Source organism: Pantoea sp. ME81 (assembly GCF_903970985.1).
Classification (GTDB): domain Bacteria; phylum Pseudomonadota; class Gammaproteobacteria; order Enterobacterales; family Enterobacteriaceae; genus Pantoea; species Pantoea communis.
Window position 1 is genome coordinate 1 of the sequence record NZ_CAJCKS010000064.1, and the last position, 15,279, is coordinate 15,279.

9 protein-coding genes and 1 pseudogene are annotated in these 15,279 nt (G+C 51.7%); all 10 read right to left on the minus strand.

Annotated features, from left to right (window positions below; translation table 11 throughout):
• Positions 1 to 2,100, minus strand: a 2,100-nt coding sequence (locus tag H7A81_RS13460) for an ImcF-related family protein (protein WP_220458105.1), incomplete at its 3' end; no start/stop codon positions are given.
• Positions 2,101 to 2,103: 3 nt separating this feature from the next.
• Positions 2,104 to 3,252 (minus strand): hypothetical protein, encoded by a 1,149-nt coding sequence (locus H7A81_RS13465; RefSeq protein WP_182057756.1) that lies wholly within the window; start codon positions 3,250 to 3,252, stop codon positions 2,104 to 2,106.
• Between the two features lie 5 nt (positions 3,253 to 3,257).
• The gene (locus H7A81_RS13470) at positions 3,258 to 3,524 is read right to left on the minus strand and encodes a PAAR domain-containing protein (RefSeq protein WP_034826146.1); all 267 of its coding nucleotides are present in this window, start codon (positions 3,522 to 3,524) and stop codon (positions 3,258 to 3,260) included.
• Between the two features lie 137 nt (positions 3,525 to 3,661).
• Positions 3,662 to 4,527 (minus strand): annotated as a pseudogene (locus H7A81_RS27980) (formylglycine-generating enzyme family protein).
• A gap of 35 nt (positions 4,528 to 4,562) precedes the next feature.
• On the minus strand, positions 4,563 to 5,447 hold the full coding sequence (locus tag H7A81_RS13485; protein ID WP_255478968.1) for an SUMF1/EgtB/PvdO family nonheme iron enzyme: 885 nt from the start codon (positions 5,445 to 5,447) through the stop codon (positions 4,563 to 4,565).
• Complete coding sequence (locus H7A81_RS13490; RefSeq protein ID WP_182057758.1) at positions 5,447 to 7,687, minus strand: hypothetical protein; 2,241 nt, start codon at positions 7,685 to 7,687, stop codon at positions 5,447 to 5,449. Before H7A81_RS13490 ends, H7A81_RS13485 begins: the two co-directional genes overlap by 1 nt.
• Before the next feature lie 32 nt (positions 7,688 to 7,719).
• Complete coding sequence (locus tag H7A81_RS13495; protein WP_182057759.1) at positions 7,720 to 10,221, minus strand: type VI secretion system Vgr family protein; 2,502 nt, start codon at positions 10,219 to 10,221, stop codon at positions 7,720 to 7,722.
• On the minus strand, positions 10,221 to 12,866 hold the full coding sequence (tssH, locus tag H7A81_RS13500) for a type VI secretion system ATPase TssH (protein ID WP_182057760.1): 2,646 nt from the start codon (positions 12,864 to 12,866) through the stop codon (positions 10,221 to 10,223). The genes H7A81_RS13495 and tssH overlap by 1 nt, the downstream gene beginning before the upstream one ends.
• Before the next feature lie 199 nt (positions 12,867 to 13,065).
• Positions 13,066 to 13,557, minus strand: coding sequence for an Hcp family type VI secretion system effector (locus tag H7A81_RS13505; protein WP_034826164.1), 492 nt, complete (start codon positions 13,555 to 13,557; stop codon positions 13,066 to 13,068).
• Positions 13,558 to 13,573: 16 nt separating this feature from the next.
• Entirely contained in the window at positions 13,574 to 15,271 is a 1,698-nt protein-coding gene (locus H7A81_RS13510; protein ID WP_182057761.1) for an OmpA family protein, read from the minus strand.
• Positions 15,272 to 15,279 lie beyond the last annotated feature (8 nt).

A 15,279-nucleotide genomic window follows, 5' to 3' on the forward strand; every position in this document is an offset into this window, starting at 1 on the left:
ACTCATCAACGCCACCAGTGGGGACTGGCGCGCATCGGTCATCAATGTCATCTGGTCAATGGCATCAGCGAGGTTCTCCGCACTGTTCCAACGCAGGCTGTTGAGGAAATGCTGCCAGGCATCCGCGTAATCGATGAAGTAGCGCTGAGTGAGTCTCGCTTGTAGCGCCTGAGGCGACAAGTCATCCGCTGCTGTTGCGCTGTTATCACTCAGTACCCAATCGAAGGCTTCCCGACGCTGATCGACCAGTTTGGCAATAGCAGCCTTCACTTGTTGATCCCAGGCCTGACGTGTAAACACCCCTGGTACGACGTCATCGGTGGTGAACAGTGAGGCGGCATCAGTATCGCCAACCATCTGGTTCAGGGTCATGTCGCTGAAGGCAGGAACGAGCTGATGCATCATCTGCTGATACAGCTTGTCTTCCAGACTACGTGCTGCAGTGGTGCGTAATAAGGTGCGGCGCGCTGCGCTAATTTGACTGGCATCAGGCGTGATACGCCACGCCGGGTGTTGCGGCAGATTCTGCGCATAAAAGCCATACAACGCCGGTGCGCTGCTGCGCCACAAGCCCGCATCAACGTCTGCACGTTCAGGCCAACTACTCAATAAGGTCTTGCTGAGAAACGCTGCATCACTCTTTTCTGGATGCGCCATCATCAGTAATGCTTTGAGATGGTTGTAATCACTGCGGCTAGCCACCTTTGGCATCGCGGCAAGTTGTTGCTCCAGATGGGATGCGGTGGCATCGCGCATCAATTCATTGTTACTGCGCGCATACCATGGCCAGAGCGCAGCCAGCTGTTGGCGACTGCTATCGAGGCCAAAGCGTTGATACCAGGGTGCGCCCTGCGCGGCTTGATATTGCAAACGGGCAATCTGCTGCTGTAGTGCCAGCTGATGCAAAATATGCTGGTCCAACGAAGAATAAGGCTTAACCGCAGCCTGAGCCAGCAACTGACTGCTGTTTATTTGATGGCGATTCGTGAGATAAGCGCCCAGTGTGCCTGCGCCCCATAGCGCCGCTAAACTGATCACCCCCCACTGTGCGGCTTTTTCCCACACGACACCTAATCGACGAGCACTGCGATGAGGCACATCCGCCAACAGACTCTGCCAGCTGCCATCGGCTAACCAGCTATGAGTAGCCAGTGTGTGAGGAGTGGTCTGTGGCAGACTGAACATCACGCCTGCCAGTGGCAAGCTGTGTGGCCCTGCCAGCAACGGCTGCAAGCTTTGTTTCAAACGCTGTGCACCGCTGCTCGCTAATTGCTGTGCCAGACGCAGCAGAAAATCGTGACTGTTATTCTGCATGATCTGCTGCATGCCCTGGCGGCTAAGTTGCGGCGTCAAAGCCTGCAGCCCCTCACCCAGCGATTCCGGCGATGCGTTGTGAGCCAGTAAACACCCTACCGGCTGGGTAATACGTGCATCCTGTTGCCAATGGCTCTGCTGCACCTCCCACAGATAAAGCGGTAATTGCCAACCCAGGGCGCGATAGTGCTGGTGCAACTGGCGGCATACCGCATCAACCTGTGCCGACTGGCGTGACAGCTGATCATCACTGACCCAGATCACCGCATCCAGCGGCTGACTACGCAGCTTGCGCAGCGCGGCAATCTTGTCACTATCTGGTGCTGCTGTGGCGCTACCGCCCCAAATCAGCACATTGCCTTCGCCCTCCAGCCACTGCTGCTGTATCAACCCCGGCAACAGCTGTTCTACGTGCTGGCTTTCACCCAACACCATCAGCAGTTGCACACGACGTCCCCAGTTGCGGCCATAACGGTAGCGAAGATGTTGTTGCAGTTCGTGTAAAGGAGTAGCTGGATGGCTGCTCATTCTGGGTTCGGCAGCGGGATAGAGCTCTTCAAGCCTGGCTTTTCTTTTGGCTCGAGCCAAATGAAATACCGACGTCGCTACCGGGATCATAAGCAGACACAGCACGACAATCGCTGACAACAGCCACACAATGATTTTAGTACCGCCGTTATCAAGCCCCAGCTGGCCGCCATACTGCCAAATAACGCCCCCCAAAGCGGCGGTTACCATCGCGAACAGGGTAAAAATACCCGCTTTATTCCATTTGCTGTTAACCATGCGCTATGACTCCATTGATTGCACGGCATGGATAAGCCAGCCGTTTTGATGCTCCGCAAGCATCAGACATGCGGTTTGCGTGATAGATGAGGTATCAGCAGCTAAGCCAAGAGCCAGCCACGGTGCTGCTGGGCCAGCCAGCCCGGCAAAACGCTCAACATCACGTATTTGATTGATCTGTAGTGCGCCATTGGCAGCATGGCTTTGCTGCATTAATACAGCACTGTGCCTAAGCCCCTGTTGCTGCGCGCAATAACAACCACTGGCCGCTTTCGCCGCTGTCTGTGTGGAAAAAAACGTTAATAACTCAGTTTCAAGTTTTTGGGATGAAGTGAATAGAGGACGTAAAATTCTGGCTGCCGTGGATAAATTAACGCTTTCCGCAACATCATCACTGGCCAAAATAAATATCCCCATGGCATCTGAATAACGTTCGCGGTCATCCTGTTGCATAATCAGGATAACGTTAATACTTTCATCTTTACTCTGCTGTATACTTTGCAACTTATCAGCATAACTTTCTGAAAGTTCTGTCAGCGTCGTTATTGGGTGTAAAGGAAATTGAGATTGCCAGATCTCAGCTAACACTTTCATAAACGCAGTACGTCTGCCAGGTAAAAAATCGTTCAGTAGTTTAATATGAATTGTTGTATTTGGGGGAAGTTGCGAGAGAGGGATATTAATGCTCTTTAAAAGCAGCGTGATTTTTTCGCCATCCTCACTTGGAAAATAATCAATTTTTTGGACTAAACCATTTTTTGTCTCAATACTGGCTTCAGCTTTGGCTATGGTGTTAGCTGTAATATTTCCAGGAATAAACACATACGAAGCGAATAAAGCCACATAACGCTTTGACCATTTTTCCCAGGCATCTTCGATAGTTAACCTCTCCTGCTCCCAAGCTTGCCAGCCATTATGCTTAAAGGAATAGGTTAAGTAACGGAAAAACAGCGCCAGCAAGCCGCTGCCGACAACCAGGCAGGCGGCAAACAAAAGATGCAGTGATTCGAACAAGCCAGGTTGAAAAATCGAGGTAAGATTGAATATTGAGATAACAGAAAGCATTAATAACATCAATGCGCCAAGCCATTTGAGTAAAGAAGGAGGTTGTGGCTCAGGCTTTACTGGCAACGAAGGTTTATTCCAGTTCATCATTATTACCCTTCGCCAACCTCAGTGACGCTTGATATTAGTTGGCAACCGCACTCACAATGGCACCCATCCAGTGCGACCGCTTTGCCATCTGAAATCCAGTCACTGGCACCTTCAACAATTTTATTTACACCATGACCACTATGTGGGCAGCTTACTTCGTCCCCAATTAACGCGACCTTTTTACCGTTAACCAGCATCGTTGATGAAGCTGATATCACCTGGCCACCATGCGATGTTTTATCACCAAGTAAAATGACGCCTTTGGCCATAGAAACCTCATTCAGAAGTTAAAGTTTAGCGTGACATCTTTTAAAAAACATCACCGATAATGATTGAAATGAATTGTTAATCGCAGAATCGAGGCAGCCCACCCAATTTAAATAGTGTCACTTTACGCTTTGTTTTATTAATTATTTATCACGCAGCGTGCATTGTAATAGGGTAAGTACCAGCTTCTGTTGCCAAGGGTAGGATCCTTTGAATTACGAAATACGGTCTGATTACTCAAAGCACCGCCTCCGCCCTCATAACCTCTTATGACTTTTTTGGTTCCATTTTCAGGGCCTGTAGGATTTTTTTTAGCTGAGTGGGAATAATAGTCTTTTGCGTACCAATCCTGCATCCAGTCCACTCCGTTCCCGGCCATATCATATAAGCCCAATGGCGTAGGTGGATATCTCCCCACTGGATAATTGAACATATCCCAAGTCATTTCTTCACGCTGTTCTGTTGAAGGAACATTCCTTCCCTCTTCGTACTTGCCATTATCCGTAGCATAAATTACATATTTACCACCATCACGGGCAGCATATTCCCATTGTGCTTCCGTGGGTAAGGCTATTTTTTTCCAGAAACTTCACCTAACCAGTGACAATAACCCTGAGCCTGTTGCCAGTTTAAAGCAGCAGGCATATCGGGTGCCTGCAACTTCTCCTTGTCGTCTTCATTGCCTGGCGGCACATCAGGCCTTGACAGATTTTTCGCGTGTAAATAGACATCATAATCCTTCCAGGTTACTTTGTATTTACTGATGCTAAAATCATCGAGCGTAACTTTATGCAGCACTTTATCATCGTCGCCAAGTGAAATGGGAAATTTTTCATCAGTTAATGGGCCAAAATCCCCCATTTCAAATGTTCCACCTTTGACCTTAACCATATTAGCCAGCGAGCGATCTACCAAATCTTGCTGTAAATGAGCTGTTTTAACGTCCTTGTTCCCGTCACAGGCATTTAGCAGCAATAGTGAAATGATGGCTAAATATTTAAGCATCTTTAGTTCCAGTTATTAAATAGCAATTAAATAAATCACTGGTTATTCATTGCACAGCGTGCATTGTAAAAGGGTAAATTCCAGCTTCTGTTGGCACGAGTAGGGTAATATGATTTGCGATATACGGTCTGATTACTCAAAGCACCGCCTCCACCCTCATAACCTCTTATGACTTTTTTGGTTCCATTTTCAGGGCCTGTGGGATTCTTTTTGGCTGAGTGGGAATAATAGTCTTTTGCGTACCAATCCTGCATCCAGTCTACTCCGTTCCCGGCCATATCATATAAACCCAGTGGCGTAGGTGGATATTTCCCTACGGGATAATTGAACATTAGCCAAGTCATTTCTTCACGCTGTTCGGTTGAAGGAACATTCCTTCCCTCTTCATACTTCCCATTATCCGTAGCATAAATTACATATTTACCACCATCACGGGCAGCATATTCCCATTGTGCTTCAGTGGGCAAGGCTATTTTTTTTCCAGAAACTTCACCTAACCAGTGGCAATAATCCTGAGCCTGTTGCCAGTTTAAAGCAGCAGGCACATCTGGTGCCTGTATTTTCTCTCTGTCGTCTTCATAACCTGGCGGCACATCGGGCCGTGACAGATTTTTCGCGTGTAAATAGACATCATAATCCTTCCAGGTTACTTTGTATTTACTGATGCTAAAATCATCGAGCGTAACTTCATGCAGCACTTTATCATCGTCGCCAAGTGAAATGGGCAATTTTTCATCAGTTAATGGGCCGAAATCACCCATTTCAAACGTCCCACCTTTGACCTTAACCATATTAGCCAGCGAGCGCTCAACTAAATCGTGTTGAGGACCGGTTGAACCTTTATCTTCTTCTCCATCACAAGAACTTAATAGAAAAGACATTAGAACCATTAAGGTTAGTTTTTTTATTGAAAATCTCATTAGGCTATGCTCTCTTTTTCATTAGACTGCAAATAAGCAAACTGCATATTTGTCTGGTTGTTCAGTAAGGCGAGATAATCATCCATGTATGATTGCGGTATTGATTTTAAAGGAGAAGCAGGGTCAATATCACTGCTGTCTGGCAAGCGCTGATAGAGTAAAGTTATTTTTTCTGCATATTGCGTAGACCAATTTCCCAGCCAAGCCTGTTCGCCTTCACCTAGAAATTTTATAACTTTATCTTGATTAACTTGCCAGCTGCCAGACTTATCACCAGCGTTTGTTGAAAGATGCTGCATAACATTTTCATAATCTTTTTTTGACTGCACCCATTTTAGGGCGTTGAACACAGCCTGCTTGCGTAATTTCATCACGCCAATTTTATATGCGTTCCATTCAGTTAAATTCCAGTTATCATTCCTCGGATCTATTCTATCCACAAAATTGTTATCAATTAATAATGCTATAATAGATCCTTTGGTTTCAGGAGTTGAATATTTCAAAGAATCAGGATCATTATTAATTGACTCCATTAACAATCTCCTTCGTTCTGCCGATGATATTGCCTCACCTAACGCTTCACTCAAATCGATCATTGACGGAAATTTATTAACAACGCTACCTATTTCATTATATAAATCTTGTGTACTTTGAACCCCAGCGCTTAATGCAATAATGGGTATCATAACGATGCTTTTATATGAATCAGAAGGGATTTGCTTTTCCATTTTCTGGTAATCAACATTTCGCAACATTATTGTAAAGCACTCAAAAAATGTTTTTAATTCCGCAACGTTAATCTCTAAACCAACTTGTCCTTTCGCACCGCCCCCCCAACACAATGCAGCTTTGCAAAGTATGCGAAATTTTCCTTGCACATAGGTGAGATGAAAAGTGGCGCTGGCACCCGCTCCCAGTTGAAGACTTACCCCCGGCTTAATCACGGCAAACTTCACAAAATCCTTGCCTTCTTCTGGAGATTTCCACTCCACACTTCCAGCTATATTGCCGCCAATTTCTAACCCAGCAAATACGCCTAAGTCAGCACCCGCATCAGCATCAACCGCAGATCTCGAAATATCATGCTGATTCTGTCCTGGGCGCAAACGTGTCGAGGCCCCTCTAATGCCATAACCTTCCGCCGTTTTAGAACCCCAATCTGCTGTTACACCAGCCTCAACCGCTACACTGGCGCCAACACTACCAGTCAGCCCATAAGTAAGGACAAATTTAAAAGCACCTAAGGATGCTTCCTTGCCTTGTCGGTCTGGATAAAGAAAGGTACTTCCATTTTTATTCGGAAAATGACTTTTTCTCTCGCATTTGGCTTCCCCCAAAACAAAGCTGGCGTTGCCTTTCACTTTACCGTTCAATTGCTTGTTAAGCGGGTTGTATTCGCCATTACATCCAGCGCCGGCACTAAAGCGCATCAATTGCGCGGCGACACTAAAATCAACATCCCCACTTTGGGCGAATTTTTCGTTTTCAGGCTCAAGATATTTCTTTAAACGGGTATTCATCGCCTTTGACCAACTGCCGATGATGATATTCACATCATCCATCAGTTTAATATCATCGCCAGCAAGTTTCATTTTCGGCCGTGTGTCTTTAATGGCCTTAACGATTTTCTCATGATCAACGACCAGCCGTGTGCGCTCTTCTGTACGGCCGTGTTCGTCTGGCTCCGTGGTGTAAGTTTCCTTTTTTACAAAGCTCTTACCGCCTGATTTTTTTTCGGAGTCTTTTAACTGATAGGTCCGCCAGTGATGACTTATTCTGTCTGATCGCACATACGTCTTTTTAAAACCCATTACGCCTTTCTTAGAAGCAGGGATTAACTCCATCAACCCTATTCCCGCCGAACTCATACCGGAGGAGAGTAATTTCCCCTCTTCTACATCCGGTGTAAGAGTTTTAAGTAAGTCGCGTAACTTTTCACTGGCATGGTTCACTTTTTCAGCCGCACTCTCCAGCAATGTGTTTGCCTGAGCGATGTTAGTTTTTCTAATTTCAATCGCGCGGTCTGCGTCTAACTCATACTCTTGCTTGGCTTTGATCACTGCTTCCATTGAACGCGTGAGCAAATTTTGTTCACTGAGAAAAGCCTCATGTTCCGCAGCGGGCACGCAGAGCAACGTTGCACTACCAGGATGAAAATAGACTTCAACCTCCCCAGAGCTTTTAGCGGGGATGCCTTTAGGGACTGCAGATGTTTGCGAATTCGCTGGAGTATCCGACATGGTGATTCCTTATCGTTAATCAGGACAATCAGTTAAAGAAATTCAATTTTGATGCTGTTAGGCATTACCGTTGAGATTTCTGCCGTATTTCCTTCGTCATCGGTATACCCTTCGTAAACATCCCCTTCTCCAGTGGTAATACGATAATGCTTATTAGGAATTATCTGACCACTGGTTTCATCAATGGCGGTAAAATATTCGCTGTAGCCCGTTGGTAATTCTGGTGGCGTGATATTGATATTAGCCGATCCCATTTTCTGCACATTGCTGCTTTTCAGCAGAATATTGCCTGGACAACCCAGTTCAATATTACCGTCCTTGAGCCGTATATATCCACCACCACAGCTCAGTAGTAATTCTTCATGTGCCGCAATGGTGACTTTACTTTCTACGCTGGTGATTGAAAACGCCTGTTTCGCTAACAAATTCATGGCATCGTTTTGTGCCTGAATATCCACATCACCTTTTCCGGCATAAGCCTTAATACCGGCGGTTTTGGCATACATGCTGACGGACTCTTGTGATGACGCAGTAAAGGACTTGCCACTGCTGATATCTATATTTCCACCCGCAGCTATGCCGACGCTTTCATTACCCGAAGCAACTCGTACCGCTTTAGGACTCACAACGCCGACTCCTTCAGGGGCATGCAATACCATGCCTGCTCCTACTAGCTTCTTCAGCGCATTATTCAATGATTCCTGACTGTGGGTGTCACTGGCGGCTGCCTTGGCATTTTCCGCGGCTTTAGAGAGCGATTGCGCCAATGCTAATGCTTTTTCCAGTTGTGCGATGGCCGCCTGCATATCCAGCGCCTGTCCCTGCGCCAGCTCCTGACCATCCGCACTAATAAACAGCCCTTTCCCCGCACGAATCGCGCCCCAGCTGTCGCTGCGTAGTTCAAAGCCTTCGCCACGCTGCGTGCGTTCACCATCCACCAAGTGGCCAAGGTTCAGCTGGCTCTTGCCGCCGTATTCGGTGGAGAGTTTGATGTGCTCTTTGCCGCGCTCATCTTCCATGCGCAGCTTGTTGTTGGCCGGGGTGCGAATCACGTTGCGCTTGTGGTTGGCGGCACTGACGTGATCTTCATTGCGCGAGTCGTGCAGCGCATAAGCGATATAAGGACGATCGGGATTGCCCGCTTCGAAGGCGATCGCCACTTCAGTGCCCGCGATCAGCGGCATATGCCAACCGTAAGTATCGCCGCTGTACGGTTTTGCCAGACGCACCCACAAGCTTTCGTAACCGGTTTTCCACTGTGTCAGGTCGAAGTCAAACTTCACCTTGTAGCGACCGCTCTCATCCAGATGCGCGTAGGTGTCATTTTCAGTCACGCTGGTAACGCGTGCCTGCAAGGTCCCAGCGATGGTAGGGCGTTTGAGCACTTGCGGGCGATAGCCCACGGTTTCGCTGTAAGGAATACCTTGCCAGCTGAGCGTAAACGACGTGTCACGGCCGCCCTGAGCGCTAATCGCAGTGATCACCACGCCCGCTGTAAACAACGGTGGCACATCGCCGATGATTTCCAGCATCTGCCCCGGTTGCAGCGTGGCAGCGTTGCTGGCACCGCTCAGTTGATGCTGGGCGTTAAGCAAACGTTCGTGGCGTAAACGGGCATAGAAGGCACCGCTTTCTGTTTCGGCGTCCTGCTGCGCGCCTTGCGTCAGGTAGTTATCGCTGTAGCGATAGACTTCGCCATAAGCGGTGCTGTCGGCACCGGCATCACCGTCGGTGAGCAGGCCGTTTTGCGCATCGCGATAGTTGTAATCTTTGACTTTAACCGCCTGGCTCACCACCTGATGGCTGCTGCTGAGCTTCCACACCGACTCGGTGGCGCCATCGTTCATGCCCGAGAGTGCGCGCAGCGGCAATGAAACATCAAACTGATAGAACTGCTGGTCGTCAGCGAAAATCACGATCTCTTGCTGCATGCGGCTGTCGGCTTCAAAGCGATACCAGATGCCAACTTCTGACAGCAGACGCTCGATAAACGCCAGGTCCGATTCTTGCCACTGCATCACCTGTTCGCGACGTGGATAAGTGCCACGCAGGCGGAACTCAAACTGCCAGCCTTCGAACTGGTGGTTGTCACGCAGGATCTGTTCAACGATCTCCGGCACCGACTGGTTCTGGAAAATTGCCGGACGGCTGGCATTGCCTAGCAGCGCCAGTCGTGGCTCCAGCGTGGCCTGATAGCGGGTTTCATCCAGCGAAGAAGAGAGGCGCTGGAATTGGGTGATTACGCCATGCACGGTACGCGGTGATTCCATGCTCGGCAGAGAAAAGCCCGCTAGTTGCATACCCGGCGCATTGAAACTGAAGCTGGCGTTTTTTAGCAGCATCTGTTGTGGCGTGATGCCGCTGTCGAGGCTGCTAAAAATGATTTCATAACCATACAGACGACTCAGCGCTTCATCCCCTTTAAAGGATTCCACATCCAGCGCCGCTGCACCGCCCTCCACCTTGAGGTCATAACGGTTCATCGAGCCACTTAAGGTCTGGCCGATTTTTGTCGCGATATCTACCAGCGCCATTATGCGTTCTCCCCATGCTGTGCCGTCAGGCTCAGGGTGATGCCGGTTTCATCATCAAATCCCAGCGTCAGGTGCGTCGGCTTCTCCTGCTGCGCCAGTTGCAGCAGCAGCGTTTGCGACAGCACCGGTAAAATCTGTTGGTTCAGCAAGCTGTCGATGTTGCGCGCGCCGCTGTCCGGCAGCAGACAAGCGCTGACCAGCGTGTCATACAGGCTCTCTTCGATGTGGCACTCCAGGCCATAGTGACGTTGCAGCCGTTTGGCAACCTGCCCCAGTTTGATACTGACGATCTCGCGCAGCGCCGCAGCATCGAGAGGGCGATAAATCACCGTCTGGAATCGGGCCAGCAGCGCTGGCTGGAAGTGATCTCGCAGGATCGGATGCAGCAGTTCATTAACGCTGCTGGCCGGGGCTTCCGGCTGCTGCTCTAGCAGTGCCATCAGCGCATCGCTGCCGAGGTTGGAAGTCATTAAAATCACGGTATTGCGGAAGTCGATTTCACGCCCTTCGCCATCGCGCATCACGCCTCGATCAAACACCTGATAAAAGAGATTGAGGACATCGCGGTGCGCTTTTTCCACCTCGTCCAGCAGAACCACGCTGTAAGGACGCTTGCGAACCGCTTCAGTGAGAATGCCGCCCTGGCCGTATCCTACGTAACCTGGTGGTGACCCTTTCAGCTGCGAAACGGTATGCGCTTCCTGATACTCAGAGAGATTGATGGTGATCAGCGCACGTTCACCGCCAAACAGCGTGTCGGCCAGCGCCAGCGCCGATTCGGTTTTACCAACGCCGCTTGGTCCCACCAGCAGGAATACCCCCAGCGGACCGTTTTCTGCCGTCAGGCCGGTTTTCGCGGCTCGCAGACGCTGAGCAATGGCGTGCAATCCGGCATCCTGGCCGATCACCCGTTTGCCTAGCTGCTGTTCCAGTTCAAGCAAGTTGGTCTGTTCATCTTTCAGCAAACTGCCCAGCGGTACGCCGGTCCAGTCGGCAATCACTTCTGCCACACTGCGCGCATCCACATCCAGCGACAGCAGTGGCGCGTTGCCCTGTAGCGTACTGAGTTGTTGCTGCAAATCGCCTAAGGTTGCGCCCTGCTCCGGCTGCTGGCGGGCCGTCAGTATCTGCTCTGCCAGCGCTTTTTCCTGCTGGAAGCGCAGTTCGAGTGCGGAACATTGTGTTTGCAGCGCGCGGCATTGTTCCGCCAGTGTGGTCAGGCGCGTGGCATCAGCTTGTGGATGGAGTGCCAGATCGTCCTCAATCGCCTGTTGTTCCATCGCCAGTGCGGCGAGCTGCGCCTGCAACTGCATCAGCGCTTCCGGCTGCGTGTCGAGGCTCATGCGCACACGCGCACTGGCGGTATCCAGCAGGTCCACCGCCTTATCCGGCAGTTGGCGGGCAGTAAGATAGCGGCGCGACAGCGTCACCGCTGCCTGAATCGCCGCATCCTGAATGTGTACGCCATGATGTTGTGCATAGCGAGATTTCAGGCCACGCAGCATCAGGGTGGCGTTAGCGTCGTCCGGCTCATCCACTTTGACCATCTGAAAACGACGCTCCAAAGCGGCATCGCGTTCGAAATACTGTTTGTACTCTGACCAGGTGGTGGCAGCGATGGTGCGCAGTTCGCCACGCGCCAGCGCAGGTTTCAACAGGTTAGCGGCATCCGCGCCGCCCGCCTGGTTGCCCGCACCAATAATGGTGTGGGCTTCATCAATAAACAGCAGCACCGGTTCAGGTGATTGCTGGACGGCATCAATCACGCTCTTCAGGCGCTGTTCAAACTCCCCTTTCACCCCCGCGCCTGCCTGCAAAATACCCAGGTCGAGGGTGCGCAGCGAGACCCGCTTCAGGCTTTCCGGCACGTTGCCCTCGGCAATGCGCAGCGCCAGTCCTTCTACCAACGCGGTTTTACCCACACCAGGCTCGCCGACCATAATCGGATTGTTCTTGCGGCGGCGAGAGAGGATATCGATCATCTGGCGGATTTCATTATCGCGGCCCAGAACCGGATCGATGTTGCCCGCGCGCGCTTGTGCGGTGAGGTCGTGGGTAAACTTGTTCAGTACCTGCTGCAGCGCTTCAGATAAGGTCTGTTTGCCGTTCAGCGCGGGTTGAGCACGGTCATCCGCCAGCACCCGATCATTCTCTGCCAGCGCCTGCTGTTCGGGACGCTCTTCTGACTGGGCATCCAGCAGCGGGCGCAGTCGCTGCAGTTGGGTGGCGCTCAAACTGAGTAGCGGCCAGGCCTGTTGCGCGTGCAGCCAGGCCGGTTGAGTGATCAACGCCTGCAACAGATGTGCAGAGCGAATCGATGTCGCATTCTCTTCCAGCGAGGCCACCAGCCAGGCGGATTGCAGCAAGCCACTGAGTGCGGAAGAGAGCTGAGGACGCTGCGTGACACTGTGCGGTAAGGTCTCAAGATGGCTGAGCAGCGATTGCCACAGCCCATCCAGATCCCACTCATAGCGGCGGGCTACGGTGACGATATCGCCTTCACCGCTTTCCAGCAGTTTCAACAGCCAGTGCTCCACGGTAATTTCCCGGTGTGCGCGGGTTTGGCAGAGCGCAGCGGCGGCGTCCAGCGCCCGAGCGCAAAAGGCGTTTAGTCGGCGAAGTAAAGCAGGTGAAGAGATGTCCATAATAGTCCCGTCCTATGGCAAAAAATCGGGGCATTCATCGTGTTGCGCCATGGCTACCGCACGACCGAGGATCGTTCGTGGGGGTAGAACAGCAAGTTGTGCGATGAATCCAGTCACTGACGCATCGATGTCAATGAGGTACGTAACAGCAGAACAGGCGCCCCACACGGGGCGCACTGAGATTACTCACGCAGCGGCATTACGCCTGTGCGCGCTCATTCCAGGAATCGGAGTGAATGATGTTGCCGTCTTTGTAGGTCCAGATAACTTTTTCATAGCGCAGCTCAACCACTTCCAGGTGGTTGTGCTTCTCTTTGGCGGGATCTTTGATGTCGTGCATCAGCGGAGCCACTTTCACCACCTTCACGTTTTCCAGCTTGGTGTTGAAATACTCTTTTTCCTGACCGGCATCGTCGATTTTGTACCATTTGAATTCAGCCGATTTCAGGGTCTGGCCTGAAGTCACCGCCTTATAGAGATACGGGGTTGAAGAATCGACTTCTTTAGTAAACACTAACGGCGCGTGCACGCGGGTTCCGGTCAGCTTGCCAGTGTTGTTGTCCGTTGGGATGTACAGCGCATGGTCCAGTGCCACGACTTCGACGCTGCCTTCACGGTTCTGTACAGTAACGGAACCTTTGATATCAGCACCGCCGTCGTCCTTCAGCCAAAGGTATGCTGGAATAGCCATGATTAACTCCTGTTGTTTATGGGTTTTTGTCACCTAATGGCGACGAGAGTGATAAGTCTGATTGCCGTGCAGCTGGCTGGCAGGCCGCTGCATTCGGTACCAGACTGATCTCAACCCTGCGGTTAGCAGCCCGCCCCGCAGAGGTTGTATTGGTGGCGACCGGCCGCGTTGCACCATATCCCTGAATTGCAAAACAGGTTTCAGGGATATCGCTAGTGGCGATCATCCAGTCACGCACGGCGGCCGCACGCGCCAGCGAAAGTTGCTGGTTAGCGCGCGTATCGCCGGTACTGTCGGTATGCCCGGTGACTAACACCATCCAACCGGGCTTCGCTTTAATATCCATCAGGGCATCCACCAGCACTTTGGTCGATCCCGTTTTCAATGCGGATTTCCCCACCTCGAACAGCGACATACTGTCCAGACGCACCAGACGTGGCGCCTCTTTTACGGCAGGTTTTGCCGGGGGAACGTAGCCGCGAATCTCTGTCATGATCGGCGGATAGAGCTGTTCGCCCGGATAGAGCCCCAGAGATAAATGCAGGGGGGCGCCGCTGCGCTGATACTTCTCCAGCAGTCGCGCATCGGTTTGTAACTGGTTTAATGCCGGGACTTTTAGCGCCGTGTTGGTCATCGCAATCGCACGATAACGCGCGACATCACTGGCGATGGCGCGCAGCAGACGATGGTTGTTCCACGATGAGCACGTCAGCGCGATCACGCTAAACAGCGTCACCAGCGCCAGGGCATACACGGCGGCGCGCTGAGGGGGTGAGTAGCCACGACGCACCGGCAGCTGAGCCAGGAGAAAATCGGGTAAACGAGCATGGCTGGAGACCGTATCAGCTGCCAGCGCCCGCAGCGTAGTGCGTTGCTGCATCCACTGCTGCCACAGGTTACGCGGAACCGCTGCCACCTCGGGCTGCCAGCTCATCGCCATCGCGTGCAGATGCAGTGGCGCACTGGCTTGTTCAGTGCCGCTGAACTGCGGCAGAATCTGCTCACGCAGCCAGGCAATCTGGCTGCTTAACATCACGCCCTGCGCCAGTCGTGTCGCTTTTTCACTGTCATCTGCATTCGCTACCCAGCGGCTAAGTGACGTACCCTGTTGCTGCTCATCCCACACGCGCACGCACGGTTCTGCGGCCTCCATGCTAAACCACGGCGAAGTCGCGCCCTGTAGCAGACAAGCCAGCATCGCGGGTAGCGCATGGCCACTGTGTTGTGCACAGCGTTGTACCTGAAAACGAAATTCTCGCAGCTGTGCCGCCAGTACCGGATGGTCATGGTGCTGCTCGGGTTGCAGCACCAGCAGCGCGCTCAGTTGTGTGCTCCAGCCGGGACGTATCGCCAGCAGCATCTCGCTGTAGTGCGCCAGTTGATCCGGCTGAGGAATGAGGATGTAGCATCCCTGCGCGGTTTCACGCACCGGTTCGCCAGAAAACAGCGCCTCTGCGCCTTCACCCAGGGTGAGCACCACCGGCAGACGATAGCCTGCATCCGGCAGTGCAGCGACCAGTTGTTCTCCCAAAGGCGCATGACGCAATGCCTGAGCGGCACGACCTGTGCGCCACCAGGCAATGGCCGCGACCAGCCCGGCCGCCACCGCACCTGCCCAGGCCGCACTTCGGCTCACAGGCAGGAAAACCACGCAGATAATCAACGCAGCCAGGCAGCTCATCAGCCATAGCGTGCGTTTCAAGAGGATACTCAACGGCTGCT